This window comes from Leucobacter faecis (assembly GCF_054456695.2).
In genome coordinates, this window is sequence record NZ_JBTJER020000018.1 from 1 (window position 1) to 24,848 (window position 24,848).

General features: G+C 67.4%; 16 protein-coding genes and 1 pseudogene. 10 read left to right on the top strand and 7 right to left on the bottom strand.

Annotated features, from left to right (window positions below):
* Window positions 1-117: 117 nt before the first annotated feature.
* Complete coding sequence (locus ACXR2W_RS13455; protein WP_458816795.1) at window positions 118-1,572, top strand: DHA2 family efflux MFS transporter permease subunit; 1,455 nt, start codon at window positions 118-120, stop codon at window positions 1,570-1,572.
* Window positions 1,573-2,202: 630 nt separating this feature from the next.
* Here ACXR2W_RS13455 and ACXR2W_RS13460 read toward each other — a convergent pair.
* Window positions 2,203-3,117, bottom strand: a complete 915-nt coding sequence (locus ACXR2W_RS13460; RefSeq protein ID WP_458816797.1) for a LysR family transcriptional regulator — start codon at window positions 3,115-3,117, stop codon at window positions 2,203-2,205.
* A 122-nt stretch (window positions 3,118-3,239) separates the two neighbouring features.
* Between ACXR2W_RS13460 and ACXR2W_RS13465 the strand changes: the two genes are divergently transcribed.
* Complete coding sequence (locus ACXR2W_RS13465) at window positions 3,240-4,925, top strand: aminotransferase class I/II-fold pyridoxal phosphate-dependent enzyme (protein WP_458816799.1); 1,686 nt, start codon at window positions 3,240-3,242, stop codon at window positions 4,923-4,925.
* A gap of 259 nt (window positions 4,926-5,184) precedes the next feature.
* Here ACXR2W_RS13465 and ACXR2W_RS13470 read toward each other — a convergent pair whose 3' ends face one another.
* On the bottom strand, window positions 5,185-5,403 hold the full coding sequence (locus ACXR2W_RS13470) for a hypothetical protein (RefSeq protein WP_458816801.1): 219 nt from the start codon (window positions 5,401-5,403) through the stop codon (window positions 5,185-5,187).
* 123 nt (window positions 5,404-5,526) lie between these two features.
* Here ACXR2W_RS13470 and ACXR2W_RS13475 point away from each other — a divergent pair, with 123 nt between their 5' ends.
* On the top strand, window positions 5,527-7,275 hold the full coding sequence (locus ACXR2W_RS13475) for a DUF885 domain-containing protein (RefSeq protein ID WP_458816803.1): 1,749 nt from the start codon (window positions 5,527-5,529) through the stop codon (window positions 7,273-7,275).
* Complete coding sequence (locus ACXR2W_RS13480; RefSeq protein ID WP_458816805.1) at window positions 7,272-7,715, top strand: YchJ family protein; 444 nt, start codon at window positions 7,272-7,274, stop codon at window positions 7,713-7,715. Before ACXR2W_RS13475 ends, ACXR2W_RS13480 begins: the two co-directional genes overlap by 4 nt.
* A 44-nt stretch (window positions 7,716-7,759) precedes the next feature.
* Here ACXR2W_RS13480 and ACXR2W_RS13485 read toward each other — a convergent pair whose 3' ends face one another.
* Entirely contained in the window at window positions 7,760-8,305 is a 546-nt protein-coding gene (locus ACXR2W_RS13485; protein ID WP_458816807.1) for a hypothetical protein, read from the bottom strand.
* Complete coding sequence (locus tag ACXR2W_RS13490; protein ID WP_458816809.1) at window positions 8,298-9,692, bottom strand: aminopeptidase P family protein; 1,395 nt, start codon at window positions 9,690-9,692, stop codon at window positions 8,298-8,300. The genes ACXR2W_RS13485 and ACXR2W_RS13490 overlap by 8 nt, the downstream gene beginning before the upstream one ends.
* Window positions 9,693-9,772: 80 nt before the next feature.
* On the opposite strand from ACXR2W_RS13490, the gene ACXR2W_RS13495 reads away from it, so the two are divergent.
* A complete protein-coding gene (locus ACXR2W_RS13495) occupies window positions 9,773-10,624 on the top strand; it encodes a PHP domain-containing protein (protein WP_458816811.1) in 852 nt (283 codons plus the stop codon).
* A 198-nt stretch (window positions 10,625-10,822) separates the two neighbouring features.
* Here the strand turns inward: ACXR2W_RS13495 and ACXR2W_RS13500 are convergent, their stop codons facing one another.
* Window positions 10,823-12,385, bottom strand: a complete 1,563-nt coding sequence (locus tag ACXR2W_RS13500) for a DEAD/DEAH box helicase (RefSeq protein ID WP_458816813.1) — start codon at window positions 12,383-12,385, stop codon at window positions 10,823-10,825.
* Window positions 12,386-12,525: 140 nt separating this feature from the next.
* On the opposite strand from ACXR2W_RS13500, the gene ACXR2W_RS13505 reads away from it, so the two are divergent.
* From ACXR2W_RS13505 to ACXR2W_RS13515, 3 genes and pseudogenes are all read left to right on the top strand, one after another.
* Window positions 12,526-13,245: a ferritin-like fold-containing protein gene (locus ACXR2W_RS13505; RefSeq protein WP_458816815.1), complete on the top strand. Its 720-nt coding sequence runs from the start codon at window positions 12,526-12,528 to the stop codon at window positions 13,243-13,245.
* 15 nt (window positions 13,246-13,260) lie between these two features.
* The gene (locus ACXR2W_RS13510; protein WP_458816817.1) at window positions 13,261-14,454 is read left to right on the top strand and encodes a methyltransferase domain-containing protein; all 1,194 of its coding nucleotides are present in this window, start codon (window positions 13,261-13,263) and stop codon (window positions 14,452-14,454) included.
* Window positions 14,455-14,475: 21 nt separating this feature from the next.
* A pseudogene (locus tag ACXR2W_RS13515) lies at window positions 14,476-15,987 on the top strand (bifunctional phosphopantothenoylcysteine decarboxylase/phosphopantothenate synthase); the annotation flags it as partial.
* A 104-nt stretch (window positions 15,988-16,091) separates the two neighbouring features.
* Here ACXR2W_RS13515 and ACXR2W_RS13520 read toward each other — a convergent pair.
* Complete coding sequence (locus ACXR2W_RS13520; RefSeq protein WP_458816821.1) at window positions 16,092-16,316, bottom strand: DUF3107 domain-containing protein; 225 nt, start codon at window positions 16,314-16,316, stop codon at window positions 16,092-16,094.
* A 173-nt stretch (window positions 16,317-16,489) separates the two neighbouring features.
* Between ACXR2W_RS13520 and ACXR2W_RS13525 the strand changes: the two genes are divergently transcribed.
* Complete coding sequence (locus tag ACXR2W_RS13525; protein ID WP_458816823.1) at window positions 16,490-19,948, top strand: PD-(D/E)XK nuclease family protein; 3,459 nt, start codon at window positions 16,490-16,492, stop codon at window positions 19,946-19,948.
* Window positions 19,945-23,481 carry an ATP-dependent helicase gene (locus ACXR2W_RS13530; RefSeq protein WP_458816825.1) on the top strand — a complete coding sequence of 1,179 codons (3,537 nt, stop codon included), beginning with the start codon at window positions 19,945-19,947 and terminating at the stop codon, window positions 23,479-23,481. Before ACXR2W_RS13525 ends, ACXR2W_RS13530 begins: the two co-directional genes overlap by 4 nt.
* Here ACXR2W_RS13530 and ACXR2W_RS13535 read toward each other — a convergent pair.
* A complete protein-coding gene (locus ACXR2W_RS13535) occupies window positions 23,478-24,830 on the bottom strand; it encodes a phosphotransferase (protein ID WP_458816827.1) in 1,353 nt (450 codons plus the stop codon). The two genes, ACXR2W_RS13530 and ACXR2W_RS13535, sit on opposite strands and share 4 nt — an antisense overlap.
* Between the last annotated feature and the right edge of the window lie 18 nt (window positions 24,831-24,848).

Below are 24,848 nucleotides of genomic sequence, written 5' to 3' on the forward strand. Positions count from 1 at the left end.
CAAGTGTTTCGGCAGTTGAACGCCGCGGCCGCCCCTCAACTGGCGAGTTGACAAACATAGAAGAATCAGAATCCACCGACCGCGCAGACAGCAAGCTTCAGGTAAGATGGATCTCTTATGTCTGAAACCGCTAACCGCCCGTTTGGGCCCACCGAGCAGCTCGCTATTTGGGTGCTGCTGATCTCAACGTTCGTCGTCATCTTGAACGAGACGGTGATGGGTGTCGCCCTGCCTAAACTCATGACCGACCTTGAGGTTTCGGCCGTCGCGGGGCAGTGGCTTACCACCGCGTTTCTGCTCACCATGAGCGTCGTGATTCCTATTACTGGCATGCTGATTCAGCGGGTGAAGACCCGCACGCTGTTTATGGTCGCGATGGCGCTGTTCACCGCGGGCACGCTGATTGCGGCGACAGCACCCGGCTTCGAAGTGTTGCTCGTCGGCCGCGTCGTGCAGGCCGGCGGCACCGCGATCATGATGCCGCTACTCATGACGACGGTCGTGACGCTGGTGCCAGAAGGCCAGCGCGGCAGGCTCATGGGCCGCATCGCGATCGTGATTTCGGTGGCTCCCGCACTGGGGCCGACGCTCTCGGGGCTCATCTTGCAGACGCTTAGCTGGCGGTGGCTCTTCATCATGATGCTGCCGTTCGCGCTCGCGGCGCTCGCATTTGGTATTGCTCGCATGCCTAATGTGGGGGAGCAGAGCCATGCACCGATTGATGCCGTGTCGGTGGTGCTGTCGGTGCTCGCCTTTGGTGGGCTTGTGTACGGCCTCAGCCTGGTGGGCGACGCGGCTAACGGCGCTGCTGTCATGCCGCCGTGGGTGCCTGTTGCGGTGGGCGTGGTGACGCTCGCGCTGTTCGTGTGGCGGCAGCTGGTGCTGCAGCGCGGGGATCGCGCGCTGCTCGACCTGCGCACCTTCAAGTCGCGCCCCTTCACACTGTCGGTGATCCTGTTCGTGTTCAGCTCGATCGCGCTGTTTGGGTCGCTCATCTTGCTGCCGATCTACGTGCAGAGCGTGCTCGGCTACAACACGCTGCAGACGGGGCTGCTGATGCTGCCGGGCGGCCTGCTGATGGGTCTGCTAGGCCCCTTCGTAGGGCGTCTCGTCGATGCCAAGGGTGCGCAGTTTGTGCTGATCCCGGGCACGCTCATCACCGCGCTCGCGCTGTGGAGCATGGGGTTGTTTACCGACACCACCCCGCTCGCGCAGGTGCTCGGCACACACTTGGGCCTGAGCCTCGGGCTCGCCGGCGTGTTTACGCCCCTGTTTACCGTGTCGCTAGGATCGCTCGACACGAAGCTCGCCTCGCACGGCAGCGCCCTGATCTCAACCGCGCAGCAGGTCGCCGGCGCTGCTGGCACCGCGCTGTTTGTGACGGTCATGACGCTCGTATCGGTGCAGGCGGCGGGGTCACCCCAGGCCGTCGACCCGCACGATCTCGCCGCCGGTACCCGCGCAGCGTTCTTGCTGGGTGGCGCGGTGTCGACGATCGGATTCGTGCTGGCCTTCTTCGTGCAAGACCCTGCGCACACGAAGGAGCCCGCGCCGGCCGCGAGTGCGGCTTAGGAGACTGCGTGTGAGGGCACGACGGGGCTAGCGGGCTCCTCGGTAACCCGCTGTGTGCGCGTCCGAAAATCAATTGTCAGCTTGGATCGATTCACCGACCTGACTCGCGATGTCGGGCTTGTCGCCAACAACTAGGAAAACTACTTCTGGCGGTGCGCGTTATTAGAAGCACTGTCTGCTGGCATTCAAACGGCACGAACCCGGTCACACGCACAGGCGCCAGGACATCGTGCGGCCAAAAGTGGGTGTTATCGGTCCTGATAACACCCACTTTTGGCCGCACGGCCTCTTTGCCAGAGGAACCGATCATTGGTGCAACGGATGTCGGCGAAGTCTCATGCGCCTGGGCTATTGCCTCAACGCTTCGACAGGTGCACTGCACGCCAGCACTTAAGAGGCATGAGCCAGGACCTATGACAGGGGTGTAAAGAACATCCAACCGGAGTTCATGGGTGTGTAGAGTGAAGAACGATGACCAACGAGAGATGTGACTGCTTTCTTGCACATACGTGCCAGCAGACGGAACGCTCTGCGGTACCTCTGACTTGGCGGGGCTTCGTGCTCCTCGTCGCGGCTCCTATGCTACTTGTGGCAGGCTTCGTGGTGCTCACTTCGATGGGTTGATAAGCGCTAGTCCAGCGCGCTGATTGAGCGCCGCACGACCTCGGCGAGCTGCCGCACCGCGGCCGACGGGCCGCCGGGGCCCGCGGGCGCCGCGAGAATCAGCTCGCGGGCAAACCGCGGGTCGTCGATGGGGCGCAGCACGACCCCCGCCGGGGGTGTGCTGCCCACGAGGCTCGGCACGAGCGCGACGGCCATGCCAGCCGCAATCAGGCCGAGCACGACCGAATAGTCGTCGGTGCGAATCGCGGCGTCGACCTTGTGGCCTCCCGCCGCGAAGACCTCGTGCAACAGGTCATCGAGCGTATCGCCCGGGGTCGACCCCATGACCCAGCGTTCGCCCGCGAGATCCAGCAGCCGGTCGGCGTCGAACGACGCGTGCTTCGCGGCCGGGTGACCTTCGGGCAGCGCGAGCAGCATCGGGTCGGTGAACAGGTGCGTCGTGTGTACCTCAGCACGAAATGGCAGCTTGTACCCGCCGGCCGCGTACACGAGCGCCGCGTCGAGCGTGTGCTGGTTCACGCGGGTGACGAGCGGCGCGAGCTCCTCGAGGGTCGCATCGAGCTCGATACCGAGCTCTGTGATGCGGCTCGCGATTCCCGGCAGAAGCCTCGCCGCCGCGGTCGGAAACGTGCCAAAGCGCAGCCGGATCCGTCCAAGCTTCGCCAGGTCCCTCACGTCGGTGAGGGCCCGCTCTGCGAGGCTCAAGATCTCCTCGCCGCGCTCAAGCATCAGTGTGCCCGCGGTGGTGAGGCGTGAGCCGCGGGTGCTGCGGGTGGTGAGGTCGGTGCCGACGAGCCGGTCGAGGTTGCGCAGGTGGTAGTCGACGGTGGGCTGGCTCCAGCCGAGGCGCAGCGCGGCGCGCGCCACCGACCCCTCGGCGGCGACGGCGCTGAGAGCTTGAAGCTGGCGTACGTCGATCATGGAGTATCACGGGTCCCTTCGGTGCAGTTGCCCGATCTGGGCACCTGGCTCCATACAGTCTATTACGCCCGAGAGTCGTTTCACGGGTTCCGCTCGCGCAGCATCCCGGCCACGCTGAAGGTATGTTCGATCACCACACTCACGACGGCCGCGCCGGGGTCGCCGCATCCGAGGTTGCCGCATCCGAGATCACCGCACCCCAACCCGCTGCTCCACCTGCCACCGCAGCAGCCACCGACGCGAGCCTCACGCGCGGCGGCGAAGGCCTGGGTACGCTCGCTGGGTGTGGTCTGCAACAGTGGCCGTTGGTCGACAGGCTGTCGCCTGCACAGCGCGGGGCGCCGTACGCTGATGCGCTGCGGCGTTTCGCCGACAGCTCGCCACTGTCGCTCATGGTGCCGGGGCACGGCAATGATCCGGCTGGGGGCGCCGCGCACATTGCCGACCTGTTTGGTGAGCAGGTCGCGCGCATGGACGTGCCGTTGATGCTCGAAGGCCTTGACCTGGGCGATGATTCGCCGCTCGCCCACGCGCGTGAGCTCGCGGCCGAGGCGTGGGGCGCGTCACGCACCTGGTTTCTGACGAACGGCGCGTCGCAGGCGACGCGCACCGCCGCGATCGCGGTGCGCGGGCTGGGGGAGCGCGTGCTCATTCAGCGCAGCATGCACTCGAGCTTCACCGACGGAGTGCTGCTTGCCGGGCTGATGCCCGCGTTTGTGATGCCCGCGATCGATGCCCGCCACGGCATTGCACACGGGCTCACGCCGGCGGCCCTCGACGCCGCGCTCACGCGGGAGGCGGCAGCGGGGCGGCCCGTGACGAGCGTCTACGCCGTCTCGCCGAGTTACTTTGGGTCGACCGCAGACGTGTCGGGGCTTGCCGAGGTGGCGCACGCACACGACGCAGCCCTGATCATCGATGGGGCCTGGGGCGCGCACTTCGGCTTTCACCCTGAGCTGCCTGAGTCGCCCGTGCGCCAGGGGGCAGACCTGGTGATCTCGAGCACCCACAAGCTCGCGGGCTCGCTCACACAGTCGGCGATGCTGCACTTAGGTCACGGTCCGCTCGCGGCGAGGCTCGCGCCGCTTGTTGAACGCGCGTTCTCGATGACGTCGTCGACGTCGATGAGCGGGGTGCTGATGGGGTCACTTGACCAGGCCAGGCACGCGCTCGTGACGAACGAAGCTCGCATCGGGGAAGCTGTCGCTGCCGCGCAGCAACTGCGTGAACTGCTGCGGGCCGACCCGCGGTTTAGCGTGATCAGCGACGACTTTGGCAGCTTCGATGACATCGTCGCCACCGACTTGCTGCGCGTGCCCATCGATGTGTCGAGGCTCGGTCAGAGCGGCCACTGGGTGCGCAGCCGCATGAACCACGGCCACGGTATCTACCTCGAAATGTCGACGGCCTCGAGCGTTGTGGCGGTGATCGGCGCGCTGGCGGTCCCCGATGTCGAACGTGTCATGACGGCGCTTCGCAGCGTCGCTGACGAAGCGGCTACGCTTGCGCCCGATGCGGCTGCGACCGGCGGGTTTCCGGCGCTGCCCGCGCCCGGGCGACTGCTCGAAGAACCACGGGTCGCCTATTTCGGCGACAGTGAGACGGTGTCTGCCGGCGAGGCCGTCGGCCGCATCTCAGCCGACACACTCGCGGCTTACCCGCCCGGTATTCCAAACGTGTTGCCGGGCGAAGAGATCACCGCCGAGACGGTGGCCTTCTTGCAAGCAGTGGCGGCCTCGCCCACGGGCTACGTGCGCGGCGCCGTCGACCCGCTCGTCGCGCAGTTTCGGGTGGTGAAGCGGGTATAGCGGGTGGAGCGGGTGCGGCGGGTGTCGCACCGCACCCGCCGCACCCGCTCCACCCGCAAGCGAGCATGAGCAGGTACCAAAACGACGAGTCGGTGCGATAAATACGTATTTATCGCACCGACTCGTCGTTTCGATGCCGTCTCGTCGCCGATGCGGGATCCACTGACCACGCGCGCGCCTTCGCGCAGCAAAAAAGGCGCCGCCCAGGCGGGCGGCGCCTTTTGAACCCGACTACCGGGTCTCGACTACTTCAGCTCGACTACTTCTTCTCGAAGAGGTTGCCGATGAGGGTCGATCCGATGAGCACGATGGCGAGGATCACAACGCCTACGATCGAGATCGCGACCACGTCAACGGGGTGGCCTGCCGACGAGTAGGGGTTTGCCTCGGGGCCCACGTGCGCGAACGCGGGGGTGGCCACGAACACCGAAGCAAGCGCTACGGTCACGGCGGTGGCGATACGGGTGCGGATCTTCACGGATGTCTCCTCGCGAGTCTGAGCTGCCGAAAGTGGCGGGTGCCAAAATGGCGATGTCACCATCCTAGCCGGTTGCGGCGCGCGTCGCGGGCGCCCGCGCCAGGCAGCTCTAGGATCGAAGATATGGACGCTGCGCGCACACCAACGATCATCGATGAAATCGCCGAGGGCTGGGTCGACACCGTCGCCGAGCTGGCCCCAACGGTGGGCACCTACATTGGGCGCACCAGCGTGACGCTCGCCGACTACTCGCCAGAGGGCGCCGAGGCGCTCGCTGAGGCTGAGCGGCGCACGCTCGCGCAGCTCGAAGCCGCCACGCCGGTCGACGCCGTCGATGAGGTCACGCGCCAAGACCTGTCGGCCGAACTGCGGCTGTCGCTCGCGCAGTACGAGGCGGGCGAGCACCTGCGCGACCTCAACGTGATCGCGTCACCGGTGCAAGACATGCGCGACGTGTTCGACCTGATGCCGCAGGCGACTGCCGAAGATCGGGCACAAATTATCGAGCGGCTGCGCGCTCTCCCGGCCGCGGTGGCGAGCTACGAGCGCTCGCTCGCCGAGGGCGCGGCGCGCGGCATAGCACCCGCGCTGCGGCAGGTTACCGAGGTCGCGGCCCAGGCCCGCCGCACCGCAGGCACGCCCGCGGCCCCCGGCTTCTTTGGCGCGCTCGCTGCCTGCCTCGGCGACAAAGCGGGCGCGACAGCGCACTCTGGGGCGGCCGCGGGGCGTGACGCGGCGCTCGCGCAGGACCTTGAGCTAGCGAGAAGCGCGGCAAACGAGGCAGCTGCGGCCTACGACGGGTTCGCCCGGTTTCTCGAGACCGAGATCGCGCCGCACGCGACGGCGACCGACGCGTTTGGGCGCGACCGGTACGAGCTCGCCTCAGAGGGGTTCTTGGGCGCGCGCGTCGACCTCGACGAAACCTACGAGTGGGGCCTCGACGAGCTCGCGCGCATGGTCGCAGAGCAAGAGCGGGTCGCCGCCGAGATCGTGGGCGGTGGGCCCAGGCCGGGCATCGTGGCAGAAGCGATCGCGCAGCTCGACCGCGACGAGACACGCAAACTGCACGGCACCGCCGCGCTGCAGCAGTGGATGCAGCGGGTCAGCGACCGCGCGGTCGCAGAGCTCGGGGCGACGCAGTTCGAGATTCCCGACGAGATTCGCACGCTCGAGTGCATGATCGCGCCCACGCAAGAGGGCGGTATCTACTACACGGGGCCGAGCGACGACTTTGCGCGCCCGGGCCGCATGTGGTGGTCGGTGCCCGAGGGGGTCGAGACGTTCGACACCTGGCGCGAGCTCACGACCGTGTACCACGAGGGGGTGCCCGGGCATCACCTGCAGATCGGGCAGGCTGTCGTGAACCGCGGCACACTCAACGAGTGGCGTAGGCAGCTCGCGGGCACATCGGGGCACGCCGAGGGCTGGGCGCTCTACGCCGAACGGCTCATGGAGCAGCTCGGCTACCTTGACGACCCCGCCGACCGGCTGGGCATGCTCGACGGGCAGCGCATGCGGGCCGCCCGCGTGGTGCTCGACATCGGCGTGCACCTCGGCAAAGAGCGGCCCGGCGGGGGCGGCGCCTGGACGGGCGACTACGCCTTCGAATTCATGAGCCAGCACGTCAACATGGAGCCCGCGTTCGTGCGCTTCGAGGTGCTGCGCTACCTCGGCTGGGCGGGCCAGGCGCCCTCGTACAAGATCGGGCAGCGCATCTGGGAGGAACTGCGCGAGGAAGCTCGCGCGCGGGCCGAGGGATCCGGATCGAGCTTCGACGTGCGCGAATTTCACCGCAGGGCGCTCGCTCTGGGCGGAGTGCGGCTCGACACGCTGCAGCAGGCGCTGCGCGGCGGGTTGGGGGAGCGGGCATGACGCGCGACGAGCAGAGCGTAAAAGGGCCCGGGGTCGCGGCGCCCGCGCTCGCAGCGGAGGCAGCCTGCCCCTGCGGGCGCGGTGAGTCGTATGGTGCGTGTTGCGGGCCGTTGCACGCGGGGGAGCCCGCGCCCACCGCAGAGCGGCTGATGCGGTCGCGGTACACCGCGTTCGCGCTGGGGCTGGTCGATTACCTCGAGCGCAGCTGGCACGAAACGACGAGGCCCGAGGAGCTCGAGATCGACCCCGACGTGGTGTGGCGGCGACTGCTCATCGAGCGTGTCGAAGCGGGCAGCCCGTTCGATCGTGAGGGGTTTGTGACGTTCACCGCGATCGGCCGCGGCCCCGAGGGGCGCTTCGAGCAGCGCGAGCGCAGCCGCTTCGTGCGCGATACGGCCGGGCGCTGGGTGTACGTCGACGGCGAGGCCGAGTTCGTTTAGCCGCAGCGTGCGGGAGGGAGCCCGAGAAGGCAGCCTCCCGCCGGCTAACGAATGTAGACGTCGAGGTGGTTGCCGAACGTGCCGCGGTCGTAGATTTTGCCGGGGTACCCGAACGGCGTGTCGAAGACGGCACCCTTCGGGTGGTCGCCCGCGAGCACAATGTAGCCGTCTTCGTCTGCGACGTATCCGCCCGCGTTGACGTGGCGGCCCGGGATCGCGAGGCCTGGCCCTGGCAGCACCTGCTGGCTATAGAACGTGAAGCGGTAGCCGCTCCAGTTCACGACTCCGCTGAAGAGAAACTCTTCGAGGGAGTACTCGGCAGGCGACGCCTTTGACAGCTGCGCTGCCGCGCCGATGCCGGGAGCCACGGCTATGGCTTCCTCGACGCCGTCAATGCTCGTGTCGAGTTCCGTGATGGTGGCGTCGGTGCTCTGCAGCGTCTGCGCAGTGCGCGCGCCGGGAACACCGCCTGCGCCCCCGTCGAGGGCGAACGCCGTGGTCATCGAGAACGGCGCGAGCGCGGCGGTGCCGAGAAACACGCAGACCGTGGCCACGGCGCCCGCCGCACGTACACGAGAAGTATTAGCCACGCTGGCGCTGTACCCAGGCTTCAACGGCGTCAGCCTCACGGGGAATATCGGCCGAGAGGTTCACGCAACCGTCTGCGGTGACGACGATGTCGTCCTCAATGCGCACACCGATGCCGCGGTACTCGGCCGGCACGGTGAGGTCGTCGGGCTGGAAGTAGAGACCGGGCTCGATGGTAAACACCATGCCCTCCTCGAGCTTGCCGTCGAGGTACATGTCGCGCCGCGCCTGCGCGCAGTCGTGCACGTCCATGCCGAGGTGGTGGCTTGTACCGTGCACCATGTAGCGGCGGTAGTACGCCGTGCCGTCGTCCTCGGGCAGAAAGCCCCACTCGCGGGTCTTGCGTTCGATCACGGCCATGGCCGCGTCGTGCACGTCGCCAAAACGAATGCCCGGGCGCACGATCGTGCGCGCCGCGTCTGCGGCCTCGAGCACTGCCTCGTAGACCCGACGCTGCACGTCAGAGAAGGTGCCCGAGACGGGGATCGTGCGCGTGATGTCGGCCGTGTAGAGGCTGTCGAGCTCGACGCCCGCGTCGAGCAGCAGCAGGTCGCCGTCGAGTACGGGACCGTTGTTCGTGATCCAGTGCAGCGTGCACGCGTGAGGGCCAGAGGCCGCGATCGTTTCGTAGCCGACGGTGTTGCCGTCGAGGCGTGCGCGCTGGTTGAAGACACCCTCGACGATGCGCTCACCGCGTGGGTGCGCACTCGCCTGCGGCAGCGCCGCGAGCACCTCATCAAAACCCTTAGCCGTGGCGTCAACGGCGGCCTGCATCTCGGCGAGCTCGTAGGAATCCTTCACGAGGCGCAGTTCAGACGTGGCTCGTGCGAGCTGCGCGTCAGCGAGAGTACGGTCGCCCTCCTGGGCGGCGAAGTCAGCGAGCGGAGCGGTACGCACACCGAGCGCGGCAGCGACCTGCACGAGAGACGGGCGCGCGCCGATCCAAAACTCGCCGATCTCGGGGTTCGCGAAGAACTCGTCGCTGTCGCGGCCCGCCCGCTCACGGAAGTAGAGGGTGGCCTCGTGCGTGGCGGCCGACGCGCCGGGAGCGGCCGGGTCGAGCACCAGGATCGCGCCGGGCTCGGAGTCTGAGCCCCAACCAGTGAGATGCGCGAACGCGCTGTGCGCACGGTACTGGTAGAACGTGTCATTGGAGCGCTGCTTCATAGCACCGGCTTCAATGACCAGCCGCTCACCGACAAACTGCGCACCGAGAGCGGCGCGACGCTCGGCCGCAAAAGGAGCCGCGGCCAAGAGGTTCGGCGTGACCTCGGGGCGGTCTGCCCAGTGCTGTGAAATGTACGAGGTAAACACGTCGCTCTGCGGCGTCGTGCTGCGGTTGGTGTTGTCAATCTCCACCTCGTGGGTGGTCTGCGCGCTCTCGGTCATGCCTGCCATTGTCTCACCCCGGCCTGGGCGTGACGATAGAGCGGCATGGCGAGTGTCGCCCCTCGTCATACAATGGCAAGATGGCGCATCTTTTGGCAGGCGTTGGCTTCGACCTGCACACGCACTCAGCGTTTTCAGACGGCACGACGTCTCCGACCGAGATCGCAGCCGAAGCAGCGGCGGTGGGGCTCGCGGGCTTTGCGCTCACCGACCATGACACGATCACGGGGTGGGAGGAGGCCAGGGCAGCCGCTGCCGCCCACAGGGTCTCGTTTCTGCCAGGCATCGAAATCACGACGAAGCACAATGGTGCTTCGCGGCACCTGCTCGGCTACGGCATCGACCCTGCACACGGTGAACTGTTCGCCGCGCTGGGAGAGGTGCAAGTGGCCAGGCTCACCAGGCTCAAAGAAATGGTGCGGCGGGTGGCCGTGGATTATGCCATCACACTCGAAGACGTCGTGGGGGCGGGCGATGTTGCCACGGTGGGCCGACCGCACATCGCCGACGCGCTGGTAGCGAAGGGGTATTTCGCAGACAGGTCGACCGCGTTCGAAGAAATACTGCACCCGCGCTCACCGTACTACTTGGGCACGCTCGCGATCGACACGCGTGAAGCGATCAGGCTCGTCACTGAAGCGGGCGGCGTCTCGGTGCTTGCCCACCCCGCCGCATTTCGGCAGCGCGCAGCGATCGCTACCACCGACATTGCCGAGCTTGCGGCGTCGGGGCTATGGGGCATTGAAACTGATCACCCCGAGAACCGGGCCGACTGGATGCCGCCGATTGTCGAAGCCGCGGCGCGGTTGGGCCTTGAAACAACGGGGTCAAGTGACTATCACGGGGCGGGTAAGCCCAACCGCTTGGGGGCGCACCGCACCCAAGCAGCAGTGGTCGCCAGGCTGCGTGAGCGCGTCACCAACCCGCAGTAATTCCGCCGGCCCAGGCACCCGGCGCGATGGAACATTCCGTAGTTGCGCGGGCTTGGATTCTGCGATCGACTCCGTCGCCGCAGAATGACTGGGTGGGGTGTCGCCGCAGAATGACTGGGTGGGGTGTCGCCGCAGAATGACGGGTGGGGTGTCGCTGCAGAATGACGGGGTGGTGCCTGCCACCCCGTCACATCGCGGCTACTCTGCGGCTGCTTCGGCCGACGGTGTCGACTGCGCCGACTCGCCAGCAGCGGCGCCGCCCGTGGTGCGACGGCGGCGACGGCGACGCGTGCCCGAAGCACCCTCGCTCGTGGTGTCCTTAGCGGCGTGCTTGAGGGCGCCGTCGAGCGAAGCCCCCGGCTCACCCCCGCCCGCGAGGTCGTGACCGTGCTGCTCGTGACCGTGGGGCTCGTGGCGGCCACGGCCCTGCGGGTTGGCGCTGCGGGTGCGGCGGCGCGTGCGTGTGCGGCCCTCGCCCGAACCCTCAGCGCCACCCTCAGCGCCAGCACCAGCACCAGCACGAGCACCAGCGCGCTCGCTGGCGCGGCGTGCGGGTGCGCTCTCCTTCACGGGAGTGGCCTTGAGGCGGCCCTTTGATCCCTCGGGAATGTTCAGGTCAGTGAATAGGTGCGGTGACGAAGAATAGGTCTCGACAGGCTCGGGCACACCAAAGTCGAGCGCCTTGTTGATGAGCGCCCACTTGTGCATGTCTTCCCAGTCGACGAACGTGACCGCGATGCCGGTGCGACCGGCGCGGCCGGTACGCCCCACGCGGTGCAGGTACGTCTTCTCATCCTCGGGCACCGTGTGGTTGATCACGTGTGTCACATCGTCAACGTCGATGCCGCGCGCGGCGACGTCGGTCGCGATGAGAATCTCCTTCTTGCCCGCCTTAAATGCGGCCATGGCACGCTCGCGCTGATCCTGATTGAGATCGCCGTGCACACCAGCCGTGCTGAAGCCGCGGTCGGTGAGCTCCTCTTGCAGCTTGGCAGCGGCGCGCTTGGTGCGCATGAAGATGACGGTCTTGCCGCGACCCTCGGCCTGCAGAATGCGGCCGATCACCTCGTCCTTGTCGAGCGAGTGCGCACGGTAAATGATGTGCTCGATGTTCGCCTGCGCGAGCCCCTCATCGGGGTCAGACGCGCGAATGTGCACGGGGTTTGACATGAAGCGGCGCGCGAGCGTGACGATCGTGCCCGGCATGGTTGCCGAGAACAGCATCGTGTGGCGCACCGCCGGCACCTTCGAGAACAGCTTCTCGATGTCGGGCAGAAAGCCCAGATCGAGCATCTTGTCGGCCTCGTCGAGCACCATTTCGCGCACCTTCGACAGGTTGAGCAAGCGCTGGCTTGACAGGTCGAGCAGGCGGCCGGGCGTGCCCACGACGATCTGCGCGCCGGCCTTCAGCTGCTCGATCTGACCCTCGTATGCCTTACCGCCATAGATCGGCACGACGGTCGCCCCGCGGCCGGCAGCCGCCAGCTCGAGGTCTTCGTACACCTGCACGGCGAGCTCGCGGGTGGGCACCACGATCAGTGCCTGCACGCCGGGTTCGGGGTTTGCGCCAATGCGCTGCAGCACGGGCAGACCAAAACCAAAGGTCTTGCCGGTGCCGGTTTTGGCCTGGCCAATAATGTCTTGCCCCGAGATCGCGAGCGGAATCGTCTGCTCTTGAATGGGAAAAGCTTCGGTGATGCCCTTGGCAGCTAGCTGGTCGACCATGTCTTGGTCAACGCCGAGTTCGAGAAATGTCGTCACGTGTGCGTCCTTGTCGGTGTGCGGTGCTGCGCACGCAGTGTTCAAAGGCGCAGCGGCGGGGGCTCCTGCGGCACCCGCGGTGAATACGTACCCGGCCAGTCTATTCCAGTAAGCGTGCGCACCGGGGCTAAACTGGCGGGGTGTTTGAATGGATTCGAGGCCTGCGCAGGCAGTCAGCCCCCGCCCGCAAGCTGCGTTCACGCGGCGACTCAGCTGATGCTGAGCGCGTAGAACTTGCCGAGTTTGCGCCCGGGATCCTGCCGTTTCTGGGGCTCACCTCGTACCTGCAGCTCGAACTCTATGAGGCCGCGACCCGCGCTGTCTCGGGGGCGCCCACGCTGCAGGCCAAGAACGTGCTCGCCCACGTCGCGGGCCAAACCCTCGATAAGCACCAGCGCCTCACTCAAGAAATACGGGACCGCGGCCACGAGCCACACACGCTGATGTCGCCCTACGCCGGTGTGATCGACGCGTACGTCGAGCGCATCGAGACGACCGACTGGCACCAGCACGTGCTGTCGCTGTACCTGGTGGGTGGACTGTTTGACGACTTCTTCGCGAGCCTGGCGCGAGGCCTGAAAGACGGTTTTCGCTCTGAAGCGATCTCGATTTTGCAGAGCGAGACGGGCCGCGGCGAGCTGAAAGAGCTGCTCGAGGGCGAGCTTGCCGCAGACGATGCGCTCGGCAGCTGGCTCGCGGTGTGGGGCAGGCGACTCGTGGGTGACACGCTGCTCATGTCGCGCGCGGTGCTCACGCTCAGCGAGCGCCGTGACTTTGACGCGAGCGAGGTGGAGCCCGTGTTCACCGAGCTTATTGCCGATCACATTCGCCGCATGGACGCGCTCGGCCTCACGGCCTAGCCGCTGGCCCACACAATGCGCAACCCGTTACTCACTCAACCGAACACGCCCCACTGCGACTACTTCGAGCGCGGGGTATGCCGTTCGTGTGTGCTCATCGAGACTCCCTACGAGCGGCAGCTCGCCGAGAAAGAGGCCCGCTGCAAGAGTCTGCTCGCCTCGGTGCCCGAGGCCGCCTGGCTCGAACCCGTCGAGGGCGGAGTCACCGGCTTTCGCAATAAGGCGAAGCTCGTAGTGGGGGGTGTGCGCGGCGACATCACGCTCGGTATTCTCGGGCCCGATCAGCGCGGCGTCGACCTGCGCGAGTGCCTCATCCAGTCGCCCGAGATTCACGCTGTGATCCCCGCGATCGCGCGGCTGCTCGAAGAGTCGAACCTTGCGCCCTACGATGTGCCAGCGCGCCGCGGGGAGCTCAAATTTGTGCACGTCACCTCGTCACCGGCCGGCCGGCTGATGCTGCGCTTCGTGGTGCGCAGCGCGCACGCTGCCGACCGGCTCACCCTTTTGAAGCCGCGGCTCGAAGAGCTGGTGCCCGGCATCGAGGCCGCCTCAATCAACCTGCTGCCCGAGCACAAGGCGGTGCTCGAGGGCGACGAAGAGCGGCCACTCATCGGATCCTCGCTCACCATGCAGCTCGGGCCAATCGCGCTGCACCTGCTGCCACGCAGCTTCTTCCAAACGAACACCGCCGTCGCGCGGGCGCTCTACGCCCAGGCCGCCGAGTGGGTCGCGGCAGCTGGGCCCGCCTCCCTCTGGGATCTCTACTGCGGCGTCGGTGGCTTCGCGCTGCACTGCGCACCGTCCGTGGGTTCCGGATCCGGATCGAACGGTGAGGCCTTGGCCCCGGGCCCGCAGGTGACGGGCGTCGAAATTAGCGAGGCAGCGATCGATTCGGCCGTGCGCAGCGCGCGCGAGGCGGGGCTGGCCGCGCACTTCATCGCGGCTGACGCGACCGCGTTTGCGCTTGGAGCGCGCGAGGTGCCCGAGATGGTCATCGTGAACCCGCCGCGCCGCGGCATTGGGGCAGAGCTTGCCGGGTGGCTCGAAGCGTCGGGCATTGAACGCGTGATTTACTCGAGCTGCAACCCCGAATCGCTCGCGCGTGACCTCGCCGCCATGCCTGGTTTCAGGGTGCAAAGCGCGCGGGTGTTTGACATGTTTCCGCACACGAAACACCTCGAGGTGATGGTGCTGCTCGAACGTAGGTAGCTCACTTCAAACGAAAAGTGCGAAGATGAACCGGTGAACATCGTATTGGGAGTGACCGGCGGCATTGCCGCGTACAAGGCCGTGCTGCTCGCCCGGCTGCTCGTGGAGGCGGGGCACGACGTGCACGTCATACCGACCGATGACGCGCTCAGGTTTGTGGGCAAGCCGACATGGGAGGCGATTAGTCGCCACCCGGTCACCACCTCGGTGCACGAGGATGTCGCGTCGGTGCGGCACGTCGCGCTCGGGCAGAGCGCCGACCTCGTGATCGTGGCCCCCGCGACGGCGAACACGATCGCGCGCATGACCGCGGGGCTCGCCGACGACCTGCTGGGAACGACACTGCTGGCGACGCGCGCGCCGGTGCTCATCGCGCCAGCGATGCACACCGAAATGTGGGAGCACCCCGCCACCCAAGACAACATGGCGATTCTGCGTGCGCGCGGCGTGCAAGTGGTGGGCCCCGAGAGCGGCCGGCTGACCGGTGACGACTCCGGTGCGGGCCGCATGAGCGAGCCCGACCAGATCGCGGCGCGCGCGCACGAGTTGTTGAGTGGTGGTGGTGGTGCTGGCGCTGGCCTTGCTGGCGCGGCGGGCGGTGTGAGCGGGGGAGCTGCTGAAGCAGACAGCGCCTACGGCGGTGTCGCGGCGGCGGGCGGGCTCGATCCGGAGCTTGACGATGGGTTCGCAGCCGGAGCAACGACCGCGCTTGGCGCGCTCGATGCCGATATTGATGCTGATGCTGAAGGCGACGATGTGGCGGCCTCGCCGGGGATCGCTCCGGGGGCTGCTTTGGCTGCCCCGTGGTTTGCGCAGGAGGAGGGGGACCCCGTTCCTGCGCAGGATCTCGCCGGGCTGCGCATGCTCGTGACGGCGGGCGGTACACGCGAGCCGATCGACCCCGTGCGATACTTGGGCAACCGGTCGAGCGGCAGGCAGGGGGCGGCGGTCGCCGCGGCGGCGGCGCTGCGTGGAGCGAAGGTCGTGCTGCTCGCAGCCAACATTGATGAGGCCGTGCTGGCGCCGGTGCGCGAGTTGGCGGGCGTGCGTGTAGTGCCCGTGGGCACCGCGGCAGAACTCGCCGATGCGGCGCAGGCGGCGGCGCCGGGCGCCCAGGCCGTGGTCATGGCGGCAGCGGTGGCCGACTACCGCGTAGCGAACCGGTCAGAGCAGAAGATACGCAAAGAGGACTCGCCCGGCGAAGCCCCCACGATCTCGCTCGTCGAAAACCCCGACATTCTCGTGGGGCTGGTGCGCGAGCGGGTGGCCGACCAGATTATCGTCGGGTTCGCGGCAGAAACCGTCGAGAGTGAAGAGGAGCTGCTCGAGCGGGGGCTGCGCAAGCTGGCCCGCAAGGGCGTCGACCTGCTCGCGGTGAACGCGGTGGGATGGGACGCGGGCTTCGAGTCGGCCGACAACACGCTCATGGTGCTCGATGCCGACGGTCACGTGGTGACCAGGTCGTCGGGGAGTAAGCGCCGCGTGGCAGACAGGCTACTCGACGCGGTGCGCGAGGAGCTGCGCGACTTTTAGCGGGTGCTGTGACGAGACGGCATCGAAATGACGAGACGGCATGGAAAATGCGTTATTTCCATGCCGTCTCGTCGTTTCGATGCAGAGTCGTGGGGAGAGCTCTACTAGCTGATGAAGCCGACCTTGCGGGCGGTCTCGCCGCCGAGCTCCACGTATGCGATCGAGCGGGTAGCCACGAGGTACTGGTTACCCTTCTCTGAGGTCAGCGACACGAGCGGGGCGTCGTTCGTGATGGCAGCTTCGATGAGCTCGCGCACATCGGCGGCCGCCTGCTCGGTCTCGAAGGTGAGCTCACGGGGGGAATCCTTGATGCCGATGCGAACTTCCACGGTGCCTCCTTGAGTGCGGTGGCGAGATGCCACGGGTGCCCGGCTGAGCCTGGGCGTGAATACCTGTCTCGAGTCTAGGGCCCGAGCCGTGTCTGGCGCTGCAGCAGTGCGGCTCGTTCGCCGTGAGCGCAGCGCGAAACGGCGATGTCGTACGTCACAAGTAGGCTGTGGCCATGATCGAATTCGATGATTCGCAGCGGCTGGTGCTCGCGCTCAATACGGCGCTGCACGCGAGTGTGCTGGGGGCGCCCGGCACGGGCAAGACTGCCACGCTCGTCGAGAGTCACGTGCGAGCGCTCGAAGTGCCGGGGTGGAGCGAAGAGGACGTGCTTTCACTCGCCCCCAACCGCCTCAGCGCTACGACGCTGCGGCAGCAGATCGAGGCGCGCGCGAGCCGGGCGATGGGGGGCACCGCCGCGCGCACTGCAACGTCGCTCGCGTTCTCGATTCTTGCGCGCGGCGCGGCACTACGCGGGGAAGACGCCCCGCGGCTACTCACAGGCACAGTGCAAGACGAAGCGATTGCGCAGCTGCTCGAGAGCGCCGGGAGTGGGGCCGCAGCCGAAGCCGCTGGGCTCACCAGTCTGGCCGCGTTCCCACCAGAGGTGCTCATGAGCCCGGCATTTCGCGGTGAGCTGCGCGAGCTGTGGCGCGTGAGCGACGACTACGGGCGGGGCCGCAAAGGGCTCGCCGAAGAGGTGTTGGTGGCGGCGGAGGTTGGCGGGCGCGAGGCTCACTCAATGGCACCAGACGCGGGGCTTGCTGAGCGCTGGGCGGCCGGGCTCGAAGTGATCGATGCCGTAGCTACGAAGCTTGCGTTCGAACGGCCGGGGGAGCTGACTTCGAGTGGGTTGCTGCGCGCCGCGGCTGAGCTGGTGGCGGCCGAGGGAGGAGTGCACGAGGGCGAGCGCATGCGGCTACCGAAATTGATCTTGGTCGACGACGCCCAAGAGGTGGGAGAGGGGGCGCTCGCGTTGATCGCCGCCTGTGCCGCGCGCGGCAGCACGGTGTGGGCGTTTGGCGACCCTGACGTGTCGACGGCGGCGTTTCAGGGTGAAGCGAGCGACCTTGCCGTGCACCCCGAGCGCGAGCTCGTGCGACGCGGCGGCCGCACGGCCGCGCGTGAGCGAGAACAACGAGTGGTGCTCGCGGTCTCCCACCGACAGACAGGTGACCTGCGCGAGTTCGTACAGAGCCTGAGCCGCCGGGTGGGCGCGCGGGGAGCGGGCGGTCAGCGTGAGGCGGGTCCGGCACAGCCCGCAGCGCCCGCCGCAGGTGCAGTGGCGGCCGCAGGTGCAGTGGCGGCCGCAGGTGCAGCGCCTGCCGTGCCCACAGAACCCGCAGCGCCTGCCGTGCCCACAGATCCCGTAGCGCCTGCCGTGCCCACAGATCCCGCAGCGCCCACTGGCGCACGCACGCCCGCACTGCAGTTTACGCTCGCCGAATCTGTCACCGAACAGTTGGGCGTCGTCGCGTACCAGCTGCGATCGAGGCGACTGGGGCTGGGAGGCGGTGCTCCGCTCGACTGGGGCGACATGGCGGTGCTCTGCCGCAGCCGTGCCGACGCGGTGCGCACCTCACGTGCGCTCGCACTGCACCAGGTGCCCACGACGCTGGCGGCGGGAGGCATCGTGCTGCGCGACCACCAGCTGGTGCGAGACCTCGTGGCGCTGCTGCGTCACGCGCTGGGCTACGAACAGCTCGGCGCCGCGAACGTGCTCGACATCGTGGGCGGCCCGATCGGGGGGCTCGACCCTGTGGCGCGGCGACGCCTGCGACGGGAGCTGTTGATCAGCGAACGGCGGGCGGCGGCAGACGCTGGGCGTGATCCGGCGCCGATTGAAGAGCGGGTGTTTGCGGCGTTCGAGCAGCCGGGGCCCGAACCCGTTGTCGACAGTGCGGGCGGTCGGGCCCTGCGCAAGGTGGGGCTCGTGGCCGCGGCTGGCACGAAGGTGCGCGCCGCGGGCGGCACCGCGCGTGAGACACTGTGGGCCGTGTGGGAGCGTACGAAGCTCGACGCAAATCTGCAGCGCGAGGCGCTCGACGGTCGGCCCGCGCGCGCTGCAGAGGCAAACCGGGCGCTCGATGCGGTAATGGGACTGTTTTTTGCGCTGCAGCGGCACGAGGAGAACGACAGCGCGCAGCCGATCGCGCAATTGCTCACCGACCTCATGGAGAACACGCTCCCCGAGGATTCACTGGCGCGACAGTCTGACCGGCAGTTGGTAACGGTGACGACACCGCAGGGTGCGATCGGGCGAGAGTTCGCCCAGGTTGCCGTGCTCGGGCTGCAAGATGGCAGCTGGCCCAATTTGCGTGCGCGCGGCATGCTGCTGGGAGCCACAGCGCTCGAGCGGTGGTTGCGGGGCGGGGCGGCGGCGACACCGTCGCGCCGAGACACGATTCATGACGAGCTACGGCTCATGATTTTGAGCTGTTCGCGCGCGAGCGAAGACCTGCTTGTCGTTGCGGTGGCAGACGAAGAGCAGCACCCGTCGGCGTTCTTCAGGTTCGGTGACGCTGCTCGCTGTGAGGGGCTACCGAGCTCACGGTTGACGCTGCGCGGGGCGACCGCCGAGATGCGGCGCAGGCTCGTGCAGCAGCCCACAGACGAGACTGCGGGGCGCACGCTCGCGGCGCTCGCGCGCGAAGACCTGCCAGGCGCCCACCCCGGCACCTGGTACGGTGTGCGCGGCCCGAGCACGCGAAGGCCGCTCATCGATCTCGACGCAGACCCTGAGGCGACGGTGCCGGTGAGTCCGTCGCAGCTCGAACGTGCCGAGGAGTGCCCGCTCAGCTGGGCGATTGCGGTGCTCGGCGGCGGCAGTAGCAATCTGCAAGCGAACATCGGCACGCTGGTGCACCACGCGTTTGAGACTGTGAGCGAGCCAGATTCGGCAAAGCTCCTGGCCGCCGTGCTCTCACAGTGGTCAAAGCTGCAGTTTGACACCGACTGGCAGTCTGAGCGCTCTGAGCGCACCGCGCAGGCGATGGTCGATGGGCTCGCCGGGTACCTGCGCGAGTTCGAAGCGTCAGACCGCGAGCTGCTCGGGCAAGAAGCAAAGTTTCAGGCCACGATTGAGCGCGCGCTGCTGCGTGGCACGGCCGACCGGCTCGAGGGGCGAACCCTGCCCGATGGTCGGCTCGAGGTGACCGTGCTTGACCTGAAAACCGGGCGCAACGTGCCTTCTGCGGGCGAAACGGCCGAGCAGGCGCAGCTGCAGGCCTACCAATTAGGGGTGGCGCTGGGGTCGTTCGTGCTCGACGCTGAAGTGGCGGCCGGGGGAGCGGTGTCAGAAGGAGCGGCGGCCGGGGGAGCGGTGTCAGAAGGGGCGGCGGCCGGGGGAGTAGCGACGCACGAGCCAGCTACTAGCTCCGAGCCAGAAGTCGTGACCGGGGGTGCCAGGCTGCTGTATGTGCACCCAGACGCGACGAAGAAAAATGTGTTCGTTGAACGCGCGCAAGCGCCCATTAGCGAAGAAATGAAGGAGGCGTTTATGCAGCGTGTAGCCTCGGCTGCCCGAGTTATGGCGGCCGGCGAGTTTATTGCCCGTGTCGATCACCACTGCTCTGACCAGTACAAACCCGGCGACTGCCAGATTCACATTATTCCGGCGGTGAGCCGAGCATGAGCGCGTACGCCTCAAACGAGCCGCCCGCGGGTGCCGTGGGTGCCGCTGGCGCTGCTGGCGCCACCGTGACCGTGGTGTTTTCAGCGGCCCGCATCGCTGAGCTGCTGACCGTGCCGCCGGCCACCCCGCTCACACCCACCACAGAGCAGCAGGCCGTGATCGAGCACCCGGTGGAAGGCACCGCGCTCGTGGTGGCGGGCGCCGGCAGTGGCAAAACCGAGACGATGGCGAACCGTGTGGTGTGGCTCGTCGCCAATGGCATCGTCGCCCCCGACCAAGTGCTCGGGCTTACGTTTACACGCAAAGCGGCAGGCGAGCTGCGCGAGCGTATCGCGGGCAGGCTCGCGACCTTCGCCGAGCGGCTCGTTGATGCGGCCGAGCGCGGGATGCTCACTGAGCTCGAGCAGGCGCGTGCGACCGAGGTGTGCGAGCTGCTCGCCGACGGGCTCGAACTGCCCGACGTGAGCACCTATAACGCGTTTGCCGCGGCCGTGCTGCAAGAGTTCGGTGTAGCGGCGGGCGTGGCCCCCGGCGCCGCGATCATCGACGAATCAACCGCGTGGGGGCTCGCCCGCGAAGTAGTAGTGGCGAGCCGTGACCCCGAGCTTGTGGCGAGCGAACTGAGCCTGCCCAAGCTCATTGACAACATGCTGAAGCTCGACCACGCCGTCTCAGACAACCTCACCTCGTTCGACAGGGTCGACCAGGTCATCGCCGAGTTCGCTCGGGTAGAGCAGCTGCCCTACAACGAAAAGGCGCGGCAGACCGGCGCGGTGGGCAAAGTGTACGCGCCCGTGCGCGACGCGCTCAAAGCGCTCGAAGAAACCCCGCTGATTACGCGGCTCGCGCGCGCCTACGCCGAGCAAAAGCAAGCGCGCGGCCTGCTCGAATTCTCAGACCAGCTTGCCCTCGCCACGCGCGTCATCGAGAAGTCTGCCGAGGCTGTGCAGGCGATACGCCGCCGCTACCGCACGGTGCTGCTCGACGAAGTGCAAGACACGTCAGTCGGGCAGACACGTTTTCTGTCGCGCATCTTTGCGGGCATGGCCGTGATGGCGGTGGGCGACCCACACCAGTCAATCTACGGCTGGCGCGGCGCATCAGCCGAAGGGCTCACATCGTTTCACCAAGACTTTGGTGGCCGGGGGGTGCCACAGGCAACGCTGTCGCTCTCGACGAGCTGGCGCAATCCCGTGAGCGTGCTGGCCGCCGCCAACATCATCTCGGCGCCGCTCGCGGCAGAATCGGCGATCGACGTGCCGCGGCTCGCCCCCCGCCCGGGGGCCGCCATAGGCAGCGTGGAATGGCGGTTCCCCGAAACCGTGCACGAGGAGCGGCTCGCCCTCGCCGAGTGGATGCGCGATGCCCGCGCCGCGTTTCAGGCCGAGCACGGCAAATCACCCACCGCGGCCGTCGTGTTTCGCAACCGCAAACACATGGCCCCGGTCGCTGCCGCGCTCACCGAGGCCGGTGTGCCCAATCGCATCGTCGGGCTGGGCGGTCTCCTCACAACCCCCGAGGTCACCGACGTCGTGAGTGTGCTGCGGGCAGTCTGGTACGCCGATGCGTCGAGCGAGCTCATTCGGCTACTCACCGGCCCGAGGTTTCGGGTGGGCGCAGCCGATATCGCGGGGCTGCGTGCTGCGGCACGCTGGTTCGGTGACCGCGACGTCACCCAGCAGCAGCTGAACGAGCGCGACCGCGCGGCCGACAGCGTGCTCCCTGATCCGGATCGTGCGTTCACCCTCATCGACGCGCTTGACCAGCTCGCGCGCATGAAGCCCACGCGGCATCGCGCATTCGAGGGCGTGAGCGACACCGGCATCGAGCGCATGCGCGAGGCCGGGTTGATGCTCGCCGAGCTGCGTCTCGGCGTGGGGGGCAGCATCACCGAGCTGATCAGCGAGACCGTGTACGCGCTGCAGCTCGACATTGAGCTTGATGCGAACGAGGCTCGCGAGACCTCGGGCACCTCGGCCGCCCACGCCAACATTGATTCGTTTGTGCAGCTCGTTGACCAGTTCCTGTCGATCGACGGGGCCGCAACGCTCGCGTCGCTGCTCGAGTGGCTCGAGCGGGCCACCGAGGCAGACGAGGTGGCCGAGCATGTCGCGGCCCCGTCGCCCGATACGGTGCACCTCATCACAGCGCACGGTTCGAAGGGGCTCGAGTGGGACCTGGTGGCCGTGCCGCGGCTCGTTGCCGGTGAGTTTCCGGGGTCATCGAAGAGCGGGGCGGGTTGGCTGCGCACCGGGCAACTGCCCGATGAGCTTCGCGGTGACGCGGCCGCGCGCCCCGAACTGAACTGGCGCATCTGCGAGACACAGCAAGAGCTTAAGGAGCGCATGGCCGAGTACTCGCAGGCGCTCAAGGACCGGCACGCGCAAGAAGAACGCCGGCTGGCCTACGTCGCGGTGACGCGCGCCGCTTCTCGACTGCTGGTAACCGGATCATTCTGGGGTGGGCAGACCCGCGCTCGCGTGCCTTCTGACTTCTTGACCGAGCTACAAGACGAGAAGTCGAGCGAAATGCAGGGCAACGCGCTCATCGAAGGGCTGCCCGAGGCGACCGTATATGAGACCGATCCGAGCGAACAAGACGAGCTGACGCTCACTTGGCCGCTCGATCCGCTCGGAAAGCGGGGAGCGGCGGTGTTGGCAGCAGCCGATGTCGTGAGCGCGCTGCTCGCGGCTGATCCGGCTGATCCGGCTGATCCGGGAGAGCCGGGGGAGCCGGGGGAGTCGGGTACGGCGCGCGACGCAGGCCCAGACATCGACCCGACCGTGCGATTGCTACTTGCAGAGCGGCGCGCGCAGCAGACGCACACCGAAACTCCGCTCGCCACGCGCATCACGGCGTCGACGTTTCACGACTTCATCGACGATCCGGTGCTTGCAGAGCGAACGAGACTGCGCCCCGTGCCGCAGAGACCGTACCGGCGCACGCGCGTGGGCAACCTGTTTCACGAGTGGGTGGAGCGCCGGGCGACGACCGCGCGTGGCACCGCGCTCACCCTCGCCGGTTTCGAACCGGCAGGGTTTGATGCAGCAGCGCTTGATGCAGCAGGGGTCGATGCCGCATTCGCGCATGAAACAGCCGAAGACCTGGGGCAAGACGCGGCAGCGCTGCAGCCGCTGATCGACCAGTTCGAACGCTCACGCTGGGCGTCACGCCAACCCATTTCGGTTGAGCAAGAGGTAGTGTTGCCGTTTGCCGGCCGCTCGCTCGTGTGCAAACTCGACGCCGTGTTCGAGGAAGTGGGAGACGACGGCGCGTCTCGGTTCGAGGTGGTCGACTGGAAGTCAGGGCGAGCTCCGGCCACCGCCGCCGAGCGCGAGACCCGGTTCTTTCAGCTCGACCTCTACCGCCACGCCTACGCACAGTGGGCGGGGGTACCGCCCGAACGCATCGACGTCACCCTGTTTTATGTGGCCGAGGGGGTGGAGCTATGCGGCGACACTCCGCGCAGCCTCGCCGAGCTTGAAGGGCTGTGGCTCGAAGCTGCCGAGCGGCGCTTCGAAGATCGAGGTTAGCGCGCCTCGCCCCCCGGCCCGCCTGCAGAGCTCGGGCCGGGGCTTCCCGGTTCAATCAGATCGGTGTGAAACACGTCGGTTACCTGGTCGTCGGGGTTGAGCTCAGCGGAGGGGAACTTGCCTGCGGCGTCGCTGTTGGCCTCGGAAGTACGAGCAGCCTCGCTCGTACCCTCGTCGCCAGACGCCCCGGTACCTGCCTCACCGGTACCTGCTTCACCGGTGCCGGCTTCACCAGTACCAGCTTCACCAGCGCTTGCCGCGTCGGCCTCTGCTGCCGTCAGGGGTTCGACGAACTCGGTGTCTTCACCAAACATGCGGTCTTCGTCGAGCGCCTCGTAGGCAGCGGTGTCAGACAGAAAGTCAACGACCTCGGGGGTCTCGCTGAGAATCTGTTCGGCCTCGGCCGCAGACAGAGGCGAGCGGTCGCGTGCCTTCGCGAGGGCAGATGTGAGGGTGTGGCCACCATTCACGAGTCGATCGAGCATCGCCACAGCATCGTCCACGATGTCTTGATCGTGGCTGTCGACGCCCTGCAGCAGCCACCGGGCCACCTCGAGCTCGTGGTAAAGCGCCACGCGCGAGCGCAACTTCGCGAGCACACCCGGGTTGTGGAGGTCGGCGTAGCGCTCGAGTACCGCGTCCAGCACCTCAGCGCTCGCCCCAAGTAGCCACGTGAAGTCGAGCGCGGGGTCATCAACAGCAAGCCCCGACCAGCCCAGCACACCGGTGACGCGGTCATCATCGATGCGCAGCTGGCTCTCGTTGAGTGTGCCGTGCACCATTGAGGGGGCAAAGTCCCACAGCGCCGCATCTTCGACAACGCTCAGCCAGCGCCTGCGCACCACCTCTGGCACGAGTCGAGTTTGCTCGGCTCGGTCAATGACGCGCGTCGCTGCAAGCCTGGCATCGTTTGCCGAGTTGATGGCGAGGCCGCCGTGCTGTGCAACGCTCACGGGCAGCGAATGAATTGAAGCGATTGTGCGAGCGATCGATTCGATGAGCAACGAATCTGCCTGCAGGTCGGCGGCCTCGAATGAGCCGCCAGCGAGATGCGAGGTAACGACCGCGCGGGTTTGGCCCGCCCGCGTCATTCCCTGCGGTTCGGGCACAGCAAAGGGCAACTGAGACCTGGGCCCCTCGGTGAGCGCGGCGAGGCCGAGCAGCTCTCCACGCTGCAGCGCCTCGGCCGACTGGGTGCGCGGCACTCGCACGAGCAGCTCGGCGTCCTCGCTCACGATGACCGCTTCAACGAAGTCAGGGTTGGGTTCGAGCGCCCGGGCGCCGAATACCGTGAGGTCTGGCACCGCGGAGGTGGCGAGCGCGGCTAAAGTGAGAGGGATGCTGGCCATATAGACAGCGTATGCATC

Excerpts from the sequence above, each read along its gene's own strand:
- ACXR2W_RS13530 (WP_458816825.1), top strand. The coding sequence starts at position 19,945 with ATGAGCGCGTACGCCTCAAACGAGCCGCCCGCGGGTGCCGTGGGTGCC.
- ACXR2W_RS13490 (WP_458816809.1), bottom strand. The coding sequence starts at position 9,692 with ATGACCGAGAGCGCGCAGACCACCCACGAGGTGGAGATTGACAACACC.
- ACXR2W_RS13480 (WP_458816805.1), top strand. The coding sequence starts at position 7,272 with ATGACGCGCGACGAGCAGAGCGTAAAAGGGCCCGGGGTCGCGGCGCCC.
- ACXR2W_RS13460 (WP_458816797.1), bottom strand. The coding sequence starts at position 3,117 with ATGATCGACGTACGCCAGCTTCAAGCTCTCAGCGCCGTCGCCGCCGAG.
- ACXR2W_RS13455 (WP_458816795.1), top strand. The coding sequence starts at position 118 with ATGTCTGAAACCGCTAACCGCCCGTTTGGGCCCACCGAGCAGCTCGCT.
- ACXR2W_RS13535 (WP_458816827.1), bottom strand. The coding sequence starts at position 24,830 with ATGGCCAGCATCCCTCTCACTTTAGCCGCGCTCGCCACCTCCGCGGTG.
- ACXR2W_RS13495 (WP_458816811.1), top strand. The coding sequence starts at position 9,773 with ATGGCGCATCTTTTGGCAGGCGTTGGCTTCGACCTGCACACGCACTCA.
- ACXR2W_RS13510 (WP_458816817.1), top strand. The coding sequence starts at position 13,261 with ATGCGCAACCCGTTACTCACTCAACCGAACACGCCCCACTGCGACTAC.
- ACXR2W_RS13475 (WP_458816803.1), top strand. The coding sequence starts at position 5,527 with ATGGACGCTGCGCGCACACCAACGATCATCGATGAAATCGCCGAGGGC.
- ACXR2W_RS13465 (WP_458816799.1), top strand. The coding sequence starts at position 3,240 with ATGTTCGATCACCACACTCACGACGGCCGCGCCGGGGTCGCCGCATCC.
- ACXR2W_RS13525 (WP_458816823.1), top strand. The coding sequence starts at position 16,490 with ATGATCGAATTCGATGATTCGCAGCGGCTGGTGCTCGCGCTCAATACG.